Source organism: Lactobacillus taiwanensis, assembly GCF_017894345.1.
GTDB lineage: Bacteria > Bacillota > Bacilli > Lactobacillales > Lactobacillaceae > Lactobacillus > Lactobacillus taiwanensis.
The window spans coordinates 38,150-55,899 of record NZ_CP059276.1 but is presented as its reverse complement, the minus strand read 5'-3'; the positions used below and the strand labels follow the sequence as shown (position 1 = coordinate 55,899).

Here is a 17,750-nt window from a genome sequence, read left to right as displayed (position 1 = left end):
ATTTTTCCTCCGAAAAAGTTTTTTCGAAATTTAATTATACACTTATTCAAAAAAATTGGTCTATTTTTTTATAGAGTAGAGAAAGATTAACTATTGCTCCTCTCATTGCACCGTACGTACGGTTCCGTATACAGCATTACATTTGTAATTCTTTACGAGTTAGATAGTATTTTAGCGGATCAACCAAACCTGGCCGGTCCACCTCCTTTGTCCCTAATACTTTTGGACTAAGTAAAAAGTTAATGACATGCCCTCTACTTCTTTTGTACAAGCCTAATCGGCTATTGGCTACCTTATGAATATCTTCATCACTGAAATCACATCTTAGTGCCTTGTTAATTCGCATTAAATTGGTATATATTCTTTTAGGTAGTTTCCATTGTTTAATGATTACTACGCGTACTTTGTGGCGTAGCCATTGACTGAACTGCTTAATGAATTTATTCATACTACCTATTTTGAAATAGTTGATCCAACCTCTAACAACTTAGTTTACTTTAGTAAATACTGCTGATAAAGATAGAGCAGCTGCTTTCTTTCGACGTAGTAGGAATCTAATTTTGTCATACAGCTTGACTTTACGATCATTAGCTGCCTTTGCTTGCCAGTGACTGCTTGTTTTCCATGCCTTTCTGGTTTACCGTCTTGGTTTTACGTTTGTCTTTTGGACTTCGACTTGTTATGCAATCTTATCCACCATTTGGACTGACCAGATTTCTGTACGTAAGCTTGGAAAACTCGCTAGTCACTTCCTTCGCCCATAGCGTCACCGCTAACGGCTTGTAGTTCACTACACTTGGCGACAAATACCCGTAGTCTGAACTTTCATCAGACTAGATGAATGTCATGCCCGACACACATAAAAAAGCATCATTTCTATATGTATACAGAAACAATGCTTCAAATTATATTTATATAACAAAAAAATATATGCTTATTTTGGTATATAACTATTTAAGCCAAGAGAATACAGATTTTAAGTTAGTGTCTTTTTTATTTAATTTTTTCTCTTTTGCTTGTAAATTTACTGTTTTTTCTTCCTTTTGCTCATTTTTTTCTTTGATACTTTTATTATCCTTAGGTTGTTTTGTTTTTAAATCCTCCTTCTTTTCACTTTTATCCTGTACTTTCGCACTTAATTCACTCCATTCATTAAATGTATAGTAGGTAATCTCAGTATTCCTATCTGCATCCCTAACTACAATTGCCTCTTGCTCAGGTACATAATTTAGGATTCTCGGTACCCCTTGCTTTTTCATTACCTTTGTTGCATCACTGGGATCAGTTACATAAAATGGTCGCTCAACATTCTCTAAAGCCTTTCCCTTAGAATCTACAGGAATAATTTGTCCATTTCGCTTGTAAGTCACACTCACATCGTAATTAGCCTTTTTAACTTCCATTTCCTCGACTAAATTTTTATCAGCATGATAACCATCAATGACTGGTGTCCTTACCTCTGTATAGTAATCTTTATCTACAGCCCAAGGCGTAGTATATTTCCCATTTTCAATTAATTCACTGTTGTTTTCATTAACCGTCAAGGTTCTTGTCCACTTTGCAGCTTGCACTCTTATATGCGGTGTCTTATCACCAGCACCTTGATACTTAATTACTTCTTTTACTGGCACACTGTATAAAGTAGGATTAATTGGACGATACGGATGTTCACTATCAACAGGGATATAGCGTGGTTTTAAAACATAAGGAACTCGAATATCTTTAAATGGATCATTAACTGTAATAGTTTGCTTAACTGGTGCATAGCCCTCTACTTCTGGTACTTCTTCCGTTATTAAGACGCGAACTGGATCATACGGATCATTAATATATGGGAAATGATGTGCGCCTTGAATTTCATTGTTATGTTCATCTACAGGAATCATCGTTCCAATTGGATAATAAGTAACTGTTGCCAATAAATCAGTTTCAGTTATTGGATGTTCTCCAATTAATCCAATATCTGCACAATATCCTTTAATTACTGGAGTTGGGGTTGCTTCAAATATATCTTTATCAGCTGTCCACTTTGTTGTATACATTCCATCTTCAAGAACCTCCCGACTAACTTCATCATAGGTAACTGTTCTCGTCCAATGAACAATTTGCTTTGCATCCTCAGGAGTCTTATCATCAGCACCTTGATAATGAACCCTGGCAGTAACAATTCGTTTATAGTATGCCGGACTAACCTCGGCTCTAGGATGATCTTCGTCTACTGCGATATATCTATGAACAACAAGGAATGGTACATAATAATCTCGACCTGGATCTGCAATTTTTACATCGTTTACTTGCTTAAATTTTATATTTTTAACTTCTAATTTAGGAAAAATTGCTTCTGTTGGATCAAGTGAATTTGTGATCAACTGTTCTTTTGAGATACCAGCAAGTACATTATTATTCATATCTACAGGAATTAAATAGCCATTTTTGTAGTATTTAATTTCTTCACTTACATCTTGATTATTAACCGGACATGCAACTACTTCTTTAACCTTGGTATGATAAGCAGCAACTACCGGTACAGATATTGGAGGAAAAGTTTCTTCACTTCTCCATTCAGTTGTATATTCACCTGCTGAAATAAGTTTTTTTGTTACTAAATCAAGAGTTAAATTACGTTTTAATTTAGCAGTTTGTACTACATCTTTAGGATTTTTATCAGACGCATCTATAAAACTAATTGTACGATGAACTTCTTTTTCATATAAATTCTGATTAACTTCTGAAGAAGGATGATCAGAATTAACCAGTTGTTTTTTATGCTTCATTAGTATAAAGAAGGTCTGTACAGAATCTCTACTATTTCCAAATACTGGCTTTTTGTCGTTAGAATCAAAATTATTATTTACAAGTTCATAGCCCCTTTGAGTTAGATCTTTCAAGGTATCAGCTATATCATAGTTTATTTCTTTTCCTGGTTTTCCTTTTAATTCGCCAGAAGTAGCTAATTCAGAATTATTATCCTCAACGTCAATAAACTTTATTTCTGCCTTTTGTCGTCTAGCATTTCTTTTATTTGTATTTGGAAGATAAGTAACTACATATTCATGTGTTAAATTTTGGGGAGTTACTGCTTCGCCGCCCATTACTACTTTATCTGGGGTGTAATTTAAAACAAATGGTGTAGCAATTAAGGGCATATTAATTTTTTCAGGTTGCCATGCACCCATTGAAATTTTTTGTTTAGTTACTTTATCATATGTGATTCTTCTATTAAAAGTAACTTCGACTACATTATCAGACGTCGCTTCTTCAATTCCAGTGTAATGAACAACTTGCTTGCCTTTTATTTGAACTTCGTTTTTTTGACAACCATATTTTAAATTATTTGCAGTTATCTCTTCTTGTGCATGCTTAAAAGTAATTTGATATTCTTTAGAACTTTGATCAAAAAAGTGTACGTCATTATTTGGATCAAAAGTATTATTAATTAGTACATAATTCTGATTAGTTAATTTTTCAATTTCATCAGCCGTACTATATTCTATTCTTTCCCCTACTTTTCCAGTTAGTTCACCTGAACTTGCGAGTTCAGCCAAATTATTATCTAAGTCTACATATTGAACAACAACTGACATTGCTTATTTCCTCGTTTATTTTGTATTTTTAATCATTTTTATAACATTTTGCAGTTTTATTTACTATATTTTTCCCTAATCATTATCATAAGGCACCCTATATTGATAAGCAAAAGAAAATATATTTTTTATAACATTAACAGTTTCACATGAAACATTTTTAAAATAAGTTACAAAAAAATCAGATTTTGTGTTTTTATTAACAAAGTCAAGTGTATAATAAGAAACGGTCATACTATTAATTTTGACGGAGGTTTAATTTATGACAAAGATTTTTGCTTACGCTATTCGTAAAGATGAAGAACCTTTCTTAAACGAATGGAAAGATGCACACAAGGATATTGAAGTTGAATACACTGACAAGCTTTTAACCCCTGAAACTGCTAAATTAGCTAAGGGTGCTGACGGTGTTGTTGTTTACCAACAATTAGACTACACTCCTGAAACTCTTCAAGCTTTAGCTGATGCTGGCGTAACTAAGATGTCATTACGTAACGTTGGTGTTGACAACATCGACATGGACAAGGCTAAAGAATTAGGCTTTGAAATCACTAACGTTCCTGTATACTCTCCTGACGCAATTGCTGAACATGCTGCAATCCAAGCTGCTCGTGTACTACGTCAAGATAAGCGTATGGATGAAAAGATGGCTAAGCGCGACTTACGCTGGGCACCTACTATTGGTCGTGAAGTTCGTGACCAAGTTGTTGGTGTTGTAGGTACTGGTCACATTGGTCAAGTATTTATGAAGATTATGGAAGGCTTTGGCGCAAAAGTTATTGCTTACGATATCTTCAAGAACCCAGAACTTGAAAAGAAGGGTTACTACGTTGACTCACTTGATGACTTATACAAGCAAGCCGATGTAATTTCACTTCACGTTCCAGATGTTCCTGCAAATGTTCACATGATCAATGATGATTCAATCGCTAAGATGAAAGATGGCGTCGTAATCGTAAACTGCTCACGTGGTCCACTTGTTGACACTGATGCTGTTATCCGTGGTTTAGACTCAGGTAAGATCTTTGGCTTCGTAATGGACACTTACGAAGACGAAGTCGGCGTATTTAATAAGGATTGGGAAGGTAAAGAATTCCCAGATGCTCGTTTAGCTGACTTAATCGATCGTCCAAATGTTTTAGTAACTCCACATACTGCTTTCTACACTACTCACGCAGTACGTAACATGGTTGTTAAGGCATTTGACAACAACTTGAAGTTAATCAACGGTGAAAAGCCTGACTCACCAGTTGCTTTAGACAAGAACAAGTTCTAAAGATTATATTATTGATAATTAAAAAGATCTTGAGATTTTTCTCAAGGTCTTTTTTCTACCCAAAGGATTCTTATTATGAAACTACTTCTTACTGGCGACAGTATTATTGCTCGCTCCGAGAATCATACAATTCCGGAACTGAATTTTCAACTGCAAAAAATGCTTGCCTGCGACATTCAAAATACTGCAATTTCAGGAATTAACTCTGGCGGACTTGCCCTTTCTCTCCCTAATTTAGTCTTTAATCAGCCTAAATGTGACTACTTAATTATTCTAGTCGGCACTAACGACTTGGCCACGCATAAACAAGTAAGCCTTCATCAATTTGAAAACAACTTAGAATTGATTGCTTCAAGCATTATTTGGCTTTATTATCCAGAGAAAGTTATCTTTATCACGCCACCGACAGTTGATGAAAATAAACAAAGAGTTAGAAACAATAACCTAGTCATGGAATACGGTAATATTGTTAAAAAAGTAGCTAGAGAATACAGGTTTTCAGTTATTGATCTAGCAAATAAAATGCTGGCAGAAGAAAACTTTCCTCAAATTTTTGATGGCAAAAAGAATGATGGACTTCACTTCGGAGTCAACGGCTATAAATTACTAGCTAATCTAATTGTTAAAAAATTAAACCAAATTTCTAATTGACTTTTGGATGAGATTCGAGTAAAGTCTAGCTAATTTAATATTAAACGTTGCTTCATAGAAAGGACTTTACAATGAGTTTGTGGGAAACAAAATTTGCCAAAAAAGGATTAACTTTTGATGATGTACTTTTAATTCCAGCTGAAAGTCACGTGCTGCCTAATGAAGTTAAACTTGACACACAATTAGCGCCTAACCTTCAGCTTCACATTCCACTTATTTCTGCTGGAATGGACACTGTTACCGAAGGAAAGATGGCAATCGCCATCGCAGAAAATGGTGGTCTAGGGGTTATTCATAAGAACCTTTCAATCGATGCCCAGGTTGAAGAGGTTAAAAAGGCTAAAACTAAAGCGGTTGATCCTAAATTACCTCACCCTGCACTTGATGATCAAGGCCGCCTTTTAGTTGCCGCTGCTGTTGGCGTTACAAGTGATACTTTTGAACGTGCTGAAGCTTTGCTTGAGGCAGGTTCTGACGCAATTGTTATTGATACTGCACACGGTCACTCGGCGGGTGTTTTACGTAAAATTAAAGAAATTCGGGAACATTTTCCTAATTCTACATTAATCGCTGGAAATGTTGCTACGGGTGAAGGAACAGCTGCCCTATTTAATGCCGGAGTAGATGTTGTTAAAGTTGGAATTGGACCTGGTTCAATTTGTACTACACGTATTGTTGCTGGTGTCGGAGTTCCACAAATTACAGCTATTTATGACGCTGCTAGTGTCGCACAAAAATATGGCAAAAAGATAATTGCTGATGGTGGTATTAAATATTCTGGAGATGTAGTTAAGGCTTTAGCTGCAGGTGGAAATGCCGTAATGCTTGGTTCAATGTTCTCGGGAACTACTGAAGCTCCAGGAACAATCTTTACTAATGAAGGTAAGCAATTCAAATCCTATCGCGGTATGGGTTCAGTTGGCGCTATGTCTCAGCAACATGGATCATCTGACCGTTACTTCCAAGGTGGAGTTAATGAGGCAAATAAATTAGTTCCTGAAGGTGTTGAGGCCTTAGTTCCTTATAAGGGCGATGTTTCAAATATCATCTATCAAATTGACGGTGGTCTCCGTGCAGGAATGGGATATGTCGGTGCAGGCACAATTGAAGAATTGATTGAAAACAGTCAATTTGTTCAAATTACTAATGCTGGTTTACGTGAATCTCATCCACACGATGTTCAAATGGCAAAGGAAGCTCCAAACTATGGCGGTAGCGACTTATAAAATTTATATTTGTAATGAAAAAGCACCTCATGGTGCTTTTTTTCATCTCAAAATTCCTTCAATTTTATCGGCTAATGCAGGATAAATTGGCAAGACATTTCGATGCCATTCATTTTTATTAATTCTTAGACCAATAATTGGAATAAAGTAATTTATATCATTAATCGCGCTAGTACTTATCTCACTAACTCCAACAATATAATTAGCCTTATCGTACACTACAGTTAATAAACCTTTTTCTTTTTGACCAGCATATAAACTGCTTTGGCTTAATTCATATTCTTTAATTTCAAAATTATCTCCATCTTCAAGAACACTATCAGGATTGATTCCAGCTTGAGCTAGTTGCGGAAAAGCAAATACTCCCGTTCCGATAGCCGGATAGTTAATTGGCTGAGTAAGCCCCTTTTCAAGAGAATTAAAGAGATATTGTGCTTGAAATTCTGCTATAGGAGTTAAGTTTGGTATATCTTGGCTCGTAACATCTCCAATAGCATAAATATTATTAACATTTGTTTGAAGATGACGGTCTACGTCAATGCCTCTAGTTGAATAGTCAATTTGAGCGGCTGATAGATCTAGCTTTTCAATATTTGGGGTACGCCCACTAGCATTTACTACATAGTCCGTTACCATTGGCCCATCTTGATTTAATTCAACAACATACTTATCACTTAATTGAGTAATACGAGTTGGTTCCGTTTCAAATTTAAATTGGATTCCTCGCTCTTTCATTTTTACAACCAATTCACGACTATATTTTTGATAAAAATGCCGTAATACTCGATCTCCTCGCACTAAAATAGTTACTTGACTACCCGCAGCAGCTAAAAAGGTAGCTAATTCCATTGCTACATATCCACCGCCAATAAACGTAACATGCTCTGGAAGCTTATTTAAAGAGAGAACATCGGAACTATCATGTAAGAACTTCGCCCCTGGAATCGAGAGTTCATGGGGTCTCCTTCCAGTTGCAATTATAATTCTATTTCCCTGGAAATATTGTCTATTTACTTCAATTGTTTGTCGATCGATGAAATGCGCACTTCCACTTATGACATCACAAACTTTACTAATGTTCTTTCGTGTTTCATTTGCCCAGCTGGCAAATCTTTCTTTCTTTTCTTTCATTAATTGTGACCAGTTCATCGTCGCAGCCTGTTCAATGCCATGCCCTTCTAATTGCTTGCTAAGAAGCGCAGCTTGAACAGCACCATCCAAGTAGATTTTAGGTTCACAACCAACATTAGGACAAGTTCCACCGAATAAGCCACTTTCAATAGCCAAAATTGATTTATGTTGTGTAGCTAATAGCTTAATTAATTGATATGCTGCAGGACCTGTTCCTAAAATTATATAATCATATTTTTTCATAACATTGCCTCATATCTTTCTTTCATTTCCAGTTTATCAAAAGAATATATGAAGCCGCTATTATTAGCGCTTGAATTTTTATAAAAAATAACAAAAAAACTAACTTTTTTGCGTAATTAATATTGTATTGTGAATAGTAAGATTAAAAACTCCATTCATATCTCGTATTTTTCATATATTCTCATTTGGAACCTACTATCCTATTTACAATACGCAAAAAGCAGCTTTACAGCTGCTTTTATTTTTTGCTTTCAATTTTTAAAATTTGAGGTTTTTTCCTTTTAACTGACTTTACTCCTAAAATATCTAACAAGAAGGTAAAGATCGGTACTCCTACGATTAATCCCCATGTTCCAAGGAAATGTTCCCCTGCAAGTAAAACAACAAACGTATAAAAGATTGGTAGTTCGGTCTTACTCGACATAAATTTGGGATTCAAAATATAGGCTTCGATCGCGTGAATTATCATAATGATAATAAAGATATAAATCACATACCTAATTCCGCCAACGGAATATGCGACGAGGCTTAACGGAATCAAGGAAATAATTACACCGGCAACCGGGATCAAGCTTAGAATGAAGACCATTAGTCCTAGCGCAATAATCTGCGGCATTTTCATAATGATTAGACAAATCATTGTCATTGCTGTATTACATAATGCAATGAAGAATTGAGCTTCTAAGACGACGCCAAAAGTATTAACAAACTTATTGCCAAAATATGCAATATCTTCAAATAGCCATGATAAGTGACGGCTATGCAAAACAGTATGAGAGAATTCAGTCATTGAATTAAGTTCAATTGTGTAGAAAAAACTCATGATTAGCGACATGAAGAACGCTATAGTTAATGTTCCAAAATTAGTTAAAGCATGAACTAAAATAGTTACACCATGTTTTGCTTGTGTTGTAATTTCACTATTGCTAATATAACGACTTAAGTAACGTGATATCCAGTTCATATCATCCGATTGATAGAATTTAATCAGAGAATGACTCATTTTTACAATTTGCTTAATTAAAATTGGCACATAGATTGTAATTGCAAAATAAATAATTGCAATTACTAAGAGATAAGCAAAAACTACAATTATCTGTGCGGGTAGGCTAGGAATTTTCTTTTGCGTAAACCGAATTAAATGCACAATTAAATATGTGAAAATAAACGTTAGCAAGATGGTGTTCATCATCGAACGAGCTGCATATAGAACCAGAATAATTAAGCAGAGTGTCACAACACGATGTGCAGTTGTATTTTCTTTAAATTTATTCCAAGCTTGTCCCATTTAGTTTACTTGCCTCCCTATTTTTTACTTAATTATACACTTATCTTTTTCCTATGAGACTTGCAGTAAACTTTTAATTACCTATAAGAATGCTATAGTAACTATCTCCGGTAAATGAAAGCGGTATCTAAATGAGGAAACTGTGGTGGTTAGCAAACATTTATTGGATGATTTTGATTATGTATGGAGGCGGTTAACTCTTTATATATGGTTTTGATACCTCTGAATTAGGTGAAACCGCTAGTTATGCCTTAATTCTCTTAGTACTCATCTCTGCTAGCGTGTTAATTATCGAATTTCAAGCCGCCTGGAGTATCTGGCTTCACAATTTTGATAAAAAAATCATCATGATAATAAGATTTAAAAAAGAAGATATTTCAATGTAGTGACGCCCAAATTCATATCCAACTTTAGGGGGTTAACTTCAGACATAAATGTTCAAATACGACTTTTTTTAATTTATCAAAACAATCTAAATATACTTAGGACATAAATCAATTAAGAAACGAGGCACTTACATGAGTCCATTAGACGTAGTACTACTTAAAGTTTCACTTTGAAGTGTTTAATTATCCCATATGTATCTGAAAGGAAGTGATAGAAAAGATGAATTTAAATTGTATCTTTAGACCTATTATTCATCGCATATAATTTATGACAAAAAAGAGAAACAAAAGAAAACGATAAAAAAGTTCACATAGCGACTATAGAAAGAAGCCTGAAAGTACTATAGAGAGTATGTTAATAAAGTTTAAGTAGTAGAACCTTTTTAATTTCTTTAAAAATTGTGTGCCAAAAATACAGATATAACAAAATCCAATGAGTAAAAGAGATACCTTAACCCACAGTGGCCATTGCATTGTCACATTTATAATTGAAGTATGGATATTCGTTTTGAAAATAATAGTAGCTTTTTCATAGCTCATCCTCACTTGACTAGATGACTGTAACTAAAATCCAAATAATATTTATAAAAAGTAAAATTAAGGCTACCAGCCCTTTAAACAACGGGCGTCTTGTTGAAGAAAATCTATTAACTAAATATTCCATACTAGCTCCAACAACAATGTTCATTAGAACCATAACCATACGGTAAGAAAAATTTCCCCACGGTGATCCAAGATTTAATAAAGCCAGTAATACAAAAATTGTCGTTACATCATATTTATAAAAAAGAGTTGTGGCAATACGTTTTTTCAGAATATTTTCTCGTATTTTCATAAGATTTCAGTATTCCAAAAAATCCTTAATGGTAGCTAGATTAAATTTGAACTATAAAAATGAAATAAATTTTATAATAAGCAAAAAAATCTACTACTAAGTTAAAAACTTTTCTATTTGCTCAATTTATAAACTACTAAAGTAATTAGTCCTCCGCATATTGCGCTTAATATAATATTCAAAAACCAATTTGAAATATATGGGGCAATTAGGAAATTATAAAGTTCAATTACCAATGTTAAACAAATAAAATATAAAATTAATTGCTTTCTTTTCATAAGATTATTGCCATCCGAATCCAGTTACAGTTCCTGTGAAGAAATTATAATCTACCCAAACTCCACCCTTAATGCCATTTGTAACTAATACACCTACCGATGAGCTAATTGCACCTACTGCAAAAGTAGCGGCACCTCCTGTGACATAGTTCGCAATAAGTGCTCCTACACCCCCAACAGCTCCACCTGCAACGGCTTGGGTTAAATTTTTATTTAGATATACTCTAATATAATTCCAATGATATGTTACCTTGTTAATCCCATAATGATATCTGCTTTGGCTAGTTGCCAATGTACCCTTATTTAAAGAAACAATACTGTTTTCATCAGATAAAGTAAAATCATTAGTTGCTACTTTTGTCTTTCTATTAATTACAGAGCCTGAATTTGCCACTACCACATTACTATGCTCAATCATTTGTTGTGCAACTCTATACTCTTCTGCCGAAACAACATCTTTGCGCTTTCACTTAAAACAGATTGATTATGTTCAACTTTTACATAAGGATCCAACTTCGTTTGAGTAGATAAACTTAATGTGTCCTGTGTTACATTTTCAATAGATGAACCTTGTACAGCAGATGTAAATGTAGGTGTCCCTACTGAGAATAGCGATACAGCTACTGCTGCTTGAGCAGCTAACTTACTAAACTTTTTCATAATAATTTTTCTCCAATTATTCCTATACTTAACAGCCTTGTTAAAGAAAAAACGCCCTACCAGACCAATTATTTTGATCTAATAGGGCGCTTTGGCGCTGTACCACCTATGTTCGCTGAGCATAGCCCCAGCCTCGTTGCACGTGCAGCTCAAAAATAGCGATACGTCCACGCTGTAAAGGGCGTGCCCTGAAACTACTCAATTCGTAATTTCTGCTCAAAGGTGATTTTCAGCTAAACCTTCGTTGTTTCTTCGCACCAACCAGAAACTCTCTGTAGTACTTCAGTAAAACTTACTTTCCTTATCAAAGCCGTTGTTATTTTTTGTTGATCATAATATTATGACGATAAAAATTAAAAGTCAATAAATTTTTGCTTAAAGTATTGTTTTTTATTAAAATTACCTACTAAGATATAAAAATTTTTAGATTAGATATATAATTTTTATTTCATAGCTAAAGTAAAGCTACTTGATTGAGTGTATTCCTTTCCTAATGGTAGATAATGCAATTTATAAAAACATTGCGATAAGGACGACAGGTTTTGTGTCAAGGCAGATTACAAGTGTCTAAGTCCATTGATGAAGTGACTAAACAAGTTAAGTATCATCATACGGTTGTAGTATCCAACACCCATTTTTGCACGATCCTAATGTATCGTCTCAGAATAGCCAAGTCCTACGCTACTGGGAGTTAGAGGTAACTTATATCTTTTAATTATAAATCCAAATTATATTCGTCATAAGTAGCACTACACCGAAAATTGCCAAAAGCTATAGTTTTAGTTATTTATTAATTCTATTTTTAGATTCATAATATAGCTTGCCAATGAAATATCCTGAACCTATTAATACTAAAGTCATAATTAGGGAAGCAAATGGGCGAAAATATCCGCTATCCAGAAAATAATATATAACTACAAGGACATAAGTAATTAGAAAATCTACTACATGTTGCATAAATTAATCCCAATTCATTCCACATTGGACAGCCCATACAGCCAACTGAGCTGCAACGATGGCTGCATTCGTTCTAACACCCGCACCTTTAGCAAAACGAATAACAACTTTAGCTAATTCTTTCCATGCTTTTTTCTTAGCATACTTAACAATTACTCCGATATTAACCATTGCAAAAAATTCATCTTTGATTTTATTGTACATGCATTGTCCTAAATTATTCCAACCGTATACAGAAACAGAATGTAATGAGTTATTATCATTTTTCGATTGTAGAGAAAACGGATTATAATTAACATCTAGTTCTTTTTCCGCAACAGTAAGTTCTTTATTAGAGAAATTTTTTAATACATATCTATTTAGATTTTCCTGACTAACTCCATTTGCAAAAATTTTTTCTAATTCCTGTGCTACTACAGCAACTTCAGGATCATTATCTACATCTGTTTTTTGTTGACTTGCAAATGCTGGTACAGCAGTTGTAGCAAAAAATTCTAAAATCATAACAAAGGTCATCATTAAACAAAAAAACTTCGATTTTTTTGATAATTGTGCATTCATAAAATTATCCTCCTGTTTTACAATTTAACAGCGTTGTTAAAGAAAAAACGCCCTACCAGACCAATTATTTTGATCTAATAGGGCGCTTTGGCGCTGTACCACCTATGTTCGCTGAGCATAGCCCCAGCCTCGTTGCACGTGCGACTCAAAAAAGAGCGATACGTCGACGCTATAAAGGGCGCACCCTGAAACTACTCAATTCGTAATTTCTGCTCAAAGGTGATTTTCAGCTAAACCTTCGTTGTTTCTTCGCACCAACCAGAAACTCTCTGTAGTACTTCAGTAAAACTTACTTTCCTTATCAAAGCTGTTGTTATTTTTTATTGAACATAATATTACAGTGATAAAAATTAAAAGTCAACAATAGTTTTAATTATTTATTAGTTAAATTATAATTTTCGCTATTTTTAATATAATATATTGTGATACGGGAAACCTGAAAATTTTGCAATAAAAAAAGGTGGTTCAACGACCACCCATAAGACATCTTTTGACAAATATATGCGCGCTAGCAACGTAGCCTAATCAAGTTCTCTTTAAGGAATTGTACGTCTTGCTTGACGCATTTACTTTAATTGCTATTGGTTTAATATTATACCAAGTTTCACCACTCGTTGATTCAGTTACTTGATTGATCCACGAAATTAAGCGTTAATGCTTCGTGAGCAAAACAACCAGAAGTCACTTTTCTTAAGTGGCTTTTTCGTACTCTAAATTTGAAAAGTTTTTAATTAAAATGCCTCTTTTAACCAAAAACATTAGCAGTCGCGCATTTCTCTAACCAAAATTGAAGTGTCCAAATTCAGGGGTCACTACATTTCAAACATCTTCTTTTATTTTGTTATTGTAGCCATAAAAAATTAATAATCTGCTTCTCTACCTGCTTATTATAAGTTAATTGTCCATGTTCCGCATTCTTGCCAGTTATTGTGATTACGCGATAGCTTTTAGCCATAGACGCAACTAAATATTCTAATGAAAGAGATGAGGCGTTTTTTACAATTCCATCCGAATCTCCACCAATATTGCCAATAATATTTAAGACATCTATTTCTTTCATTGGGTAAAGAGTTCGTAATTTCGCCATTTCACGGTAGGTGGCATTCATTTTATTTGGCTTTCCTTCATTATTAACTCTAAGGTTATCAGGTTGCCTAATAGCAATTGGTAACTGCTTAAAATCAAGACCATCAAAATGCCCGCCAATTGAAACTTCCTTATTTAATCTCGGTAAATTTGGATTATGAGCTGCTTGAAGGAGATAATACATAATTGAAGTATTTCCCAGGGAATGTCCCACCATATTTACCTTTTTAATTCCATACTCATTTTGTAAAGTCTGAACTACATTTCTGGCGTAACGTCCATTTTCTTTAAAATCAAGTTGAACGTTATTTCGATAGTTTACCTCTACAATTGGATTAACAGCGTTATTTGGAATAGTACCAATCAATTTAACCTTTCCATTGGCATCTACATCAGCTCTAATGACAGAATTAGTCACTCCAGCTTCTTGAGCAGCTTTTACCATATTCTCCTCCCCATGATAATTACTTAATCCTCCATGGAAAAACAATGTTGGAATTACATTGAGGTTATTTTTCGGCGTTTCACGTTTTTCAACATAGTACTTGTGTGCTGCATCAGCTCTATTAGGTTTGTTTTGAAAACTGCATCCTGTCAAAACTAACGCTAATAAAGTAATTAAAGAGACTAGTTTTATTTTCACCCTTATCTCATCCCCTCCATTTTCGCAACTTGAAATTTATCAAATAATTATTATGAATTTCTATAATTTATCCTAAACTATGCTTAATTCTTAACTAAAAAGCAAATCATAGATGGCTTGATTTAACGGATGCTTGAGAATTAGATTCATTCCAACTGTACTCTTTTGTTTTAAACCTATTTTTTCTTCTTTAACAGAATTCTTTTGGATAGCGGCAGTCCCTAAGTAATAAAATTCCTTTCCTGCTGCATCGCTTTGCTTAACAAATAGGTGTAATTTCATATCTTTTGTATTAAGCAGCCGTTTTACCTCATCTGAATCAATGTGACGTGGCGTACGGGTATACCAGCGCAAACTATGTCCATTTTCTAAAGTATTATGATAGCGGGCATTTCTCTTCTTCTTTGAATCTTTTTGGTAAGTGATAAAAATCGGCGTTTCTTTTTCACCAACACGATAACCATACATTGGCGCAGAAACATCCTTAGGCCAGTTTAATAGGCGACAAACGTCCTTACGATCATATTGCTTATACAAAGTAAATTGTTGATCAGAATTATATTCTTTTGAAAGCGCCAAGCCTGTTTTTATAACATCGTTAAATAGGTCTTTAAATTGCTGATTATCACTTAAGGCCTGTAAAAGTTGACTTGAAAATAGATAGTACTTTCCTCTCTTTTCAACTAAGGGAACATTGCCATACTGCTCTTTTTTTGTTGTTTTTCCTTGCTTTACGTCAAAAAATTCTAAGGATAGAACTTTATCAACTGACTCTAATACAGCATCATTTACGTAACAATTTTTTCCTTCAAGTAATTGCAGATAAGATGCTTCACTTGCCTTTTCTTTACCTAAGCAGCTTTCTAGTAGCAATAATTCATGCGGTCTTTTACCAAATAACAACTCCTTCGTTACAAAAGATAAAACAGAACTTTGATAATCTGTTAGCTCGACGTTTTCTCCCATTTTCTTTAAAAAGTCACCATAATGGGCTAAAAGATGATTTTTGGCAAAAGCAGTTGGAGCAGTTGTTCCATATTGATAGAAGTCATATAAAAGAGGTGCGTGACCTAGTTTTGCCTTCAAATCTTCGTAAGACTTTTTTAGTTCCCGCATGCTATCTAGTTTTATTTTTTCAAGTGAATCTAAAATCCTTTGTGAAGCTACTTCAGTAAAGTTAATTGTTGAAACATCGATAACTTGCGGTAATTTACTTTCTCTAACAAGTTGGTCTTTGTCACGGCTCTTATCACCATTTAAGGCAATTGGAATTAGATAGTTATTCTTATAATTACCCAGGAAATCAATTACAGTTACATAGTCTTTTCCAGGAAATTTACGCAGCCCACGACCTAGTTGTTGAATAAAAATAATACTCGATTGGGTATTTCGGAGCATCACAATCTGATTTAGGGATGGAATATCAATTCCTTCGTTAAATAGATCTACGGTAAATATATATTCTAATTCACCATTTTCTAACTTTTTAGTTACTTCTACTCGTTTCTTCTGACTGTCTTCATTAGTCAGAGCCTGTGCAGGGTGTCCTGCTTGGGTAAATAATTCTGCTAACTTTCGTGCTTCTTCTTGCCGACTGCAAAATACTAAGCCTTTAGCTTTTTTACCGCAATAGCCATAGTAATCAAGCTGCTTAAGGACATACTCAACTCGCTTTTCAGCCACTAAGTCTTTTAATTTACTAGTTTCAGTAATTATCTCATCACCTACCGTATAATCTTCTACTCCCACATAATGAAACGGTGTTAACATCTGCTCATTCAAGGCATCCTTTAACCTAATTTCATAAGCTAAGTGATAATCAAATACTTCATAGATGTTTTGCTTATCCATTCTTTCTGGTGTAGCGGTCATCCCTAGTAAAAACTTAGGTGTAAAGTGTTCTAAAATTTTTTGATAAGTTGGAGCGGCCACTCGATGGGCTTCATCAATTAAAATATAATCGAATTCTTTTGGCTCTAATTCTGCTAAAACTTTGTCCTGACTTAAAGTTTGAATAGTTCCAAAAAGATACTTTTTATTAAAATCATGATTATTTCCAGTTAATAAACCATAGTCCTCGCGTTTTCCGCCAATTACCTTATAAAAACTCTCTAAAGATTTTTTCGCAATTTGTTCTCGATGTACTAGATAGAGGAATTTTTTAGGTTGATATTCTCGAACTGCAAATGCTCCTAAATATGTTTTTCCAGTTCCAGTGGCAGAAACGACCAGAGCTCTTTTTGCATTCTCATTTACTAGAGCAGCTAAATTATTTAAAGCTGCTTTTTGCATCTTATTAGGCAAAATATTTTCTTTCTGATTATTTACCAAATGCATAGCAGTCTTTTTGACAGGCTGCCAATTTTTCCCGTATTCTCTAATCCAGGAATTGGTAAGCGGAATACTAGTAGTAAACGTACTCTGAATTTGATTATTAACTTCTTGAACTAATTGGCCATTTTCATGAGAAGTTACTTTTAATCCCCACTCGCAATTTTTCAATAAAGCTGATCTAGTAAAATTTGCGCTCCCAATTAAAATAGTTTGATAATCCTCATGGTTAAAAATATATCCCTTAGCGTGAAAACCAGCTTCTTCACTTATACGAACCTTCAGGTTCGGTATTTTCATTAATTCCTTGAAAACTTTCGGACTATTAAAACCAAGATACGTACCTGTAATTAACGTACCGCTAATTCCTTTTTTAGCTAGTTCCGACATCACTAATTTAAATGGAACAAGCATATTTTCAGAAATAAATGCAACTGCCCAAGTAAAAGAAGTGGTTGACAGCAATTCTTGCCGCAAAGTAAACCAAATTTTATCTTGATCATCATTATTTACTAACTGGGGACCGATAAACTCATTTCCCTTATTTTCATTTTTGTCATACAAGCCATTTAAAATTGCTTCTTTTAAAACGTTATCCACAGTCTTCACTTCCC

13 protein-coding genes and 2 other annotated features are annotated in these 17,750 nt (G+C 34.2%); of the genes, 3 read left to right on the top strand and 10 right to left on the bottom strand.

Features of this window, described 5'->3' with window-relative positions; genetic code table 11:
- Positions 1-136 precede the first annotated feature (136 nt).
- Positions 137-346, bottom strand: a complete 210-nt coding sequence (locus H1A07_RS10055; RefSeq protein ID WP_244974196.1) for a hypothetical protein — start codon at positions 344-346, stop codon at positions 137-139.
- 604 nt (positions 347-950) lie between these two features.
- Positions 951-3,584: a mucin-binding protein gene (locus tag H1A07_RS00255; RefSeq protein ID WP_210145034.1), complete on the bottom strand. Its 2,634-nt coding sequence runs from the start codon at positions 3,582-3,584 to the stop codon at positions 951-953.
- Between the two features lie 262 nt (positions 3,585-3,846).
- Here H1A07_RS00255 and H1A07_RS00250 point away from each other — a divergent pair, with 262 nt between their 5' ends.
- The 3 genes from H1A07_RS00250 (at position 3,847) to guaB (ending at position 6,737) form a co-directional block, all read left to right on the top strand.
- A complete protein-coding gene (locus H1A07_RS00250; protein ID WP_094498802.1) occupies positions 3,847-4,860 on the top strand; it encodes a D-2-hydroxyacid dehydrogenase in 1,014 nt (337 codons plus the stop codon).
- Positions 4,861-4,935: 75 nt separating this feature from the next.
- Positions 4,936-5,511 carry an SGNH/GDSL hydrolase family protein gene (locus tag H1A07_RS00245; protein ID WP_210145033.1) on the top strand — a complete coding sequence of 192 codons (576 nt, stop codon included), beginning with the start codon at positions 4,936-4,938 and terminating at the stop codon, positions 5,509-5,511.
- A 71-nt stretch (positions 5,512-5,582) separates the two neighbouring features.
- Entirely contained in the window at positions 5,583-6,737 is a 1,155-nt protein-coding gene (gene guaB / locus H1A07_RS00240; RefSeq protein ID WP_210145032.1) for an IMP dehydrogenase, read from the top strand.
- A 42-nt stretch (positions 6,738-6,779) separates the two neighbouring features.
- On the opposite strand, the gene H1A07_RS00235 is transcribed toward guaB, so the two are convergent.
- The 8 genes from H1A07_RS00235 to H1A07_RS00195 all read right to left on the bottom strand — a co-directional run bounded on the left by H1A07_RS00235 (position 6,780) and on the right by H1A07_RS00195 (position 17,736).
- Positions 6,780-8,111 (bottom strand): dihydrolipoyl dehydrogenase family protein, encoded by a 1,332-nt coding sequence (locus H1A07_RS00235; RefSeq protein WP_210145031.1) that lies wholly within the window; start codon positions 8,109-8,111, stop codon positions 6,780-6,782.
- Between the two features lie 238 nt (positions 8,112-8,349).
- Positions 8,350-9,399 (bottom strand): AI-2E family transporter, encoded by a 1,050-nt coding sequence (locus H1A07_RS00230; protein ID WP_210145030.1) that lies wholly within the window; start codon positions 9,397-9,399, stop codon positions 8,350-8,352.
- 936 nt (positions 9,400-10,335) lie between these two features.
- A complete protein-coding gene (locus H1A07_RS00220; RefSeq protein WP_094496411.1) occupies positions 10,336-10,620 on the bottom strand; it encodes a hypothetical protein in 285 nt (94 codons plus the stop codon).
- A gap of 282 nt (positions 10,621-10,902) precedes the next feature.
- The gene (locus H1A07_RS10040) at positions 10,903-11,316 is read right to left on the bottom strand and encodes a hypothetical protein (RefSeq protein WP_244974141.1); all 414 of its coding nucleotides are present in this window, start codon (positions 11,314-11,316) and stop codon (positions 10,903-10,905) included.
- Positions 11,313-11,558, bottom strand: coding sequence for a hypothetical protein (locus H1A07_RS00210; protein ID WP_210145029.1), 246 nt, complete (start codon positions 11,556-11,558; stop codon positions 11,313-11,315). Before H1A07_RS00210 ends, H1A07_RS10040 begins: the two co-directional genes overlap by 4 nt.
- 79 nt (positions 11,559-11,637) lie before the next feature.
- Positions 11,638-11,875: a binding site (T-box leader), on the bottom strand.
- Between the two features lie 643 nt (positions 11,876-12,518).
- Entirely contained in the window at positions 12,519-13,076 is a 558-nt protein-coding gene (locus tag H1A07_RS00205) for a streptococcin A-M57 (RefSeq protein WP_094496409.1), read from the bottom strand.
- A 75-nt stretch (positions 13,077-13,151) separates the two neighbouring features.
- Positions 13,152-13,390: a binding site (T-box leader), on the bottom strand.
- 527 nt (positions 13,391-13,917) lie between these two features.
- A complete protein-coding gene (locus H1A07_RS00200; RefSeq protein WP_210145028.1) occupies positions 13,918-14,805 on the bottom strand; it encodes an alpha/beta hydrolase in 888 nt (295 codons plus the stop codon).
- Between the two features lie 90 nt (positions 14,806-14,895).
- The gene (locus H1A07_RS00195; RefSeq protein ID WP_478219574.1) at positions 14,896-17,736 is read right to left on the bottom strand and encodes a DUF3427 domain-containing protein; all 2,841 of its coding nucleotides are present in this window, start codon (positions 17,734-17,736) and stop codon (positions 14,896-14,898) included.
- Positions 17,737-17,750: the final 14 nt, after the last annotated feature.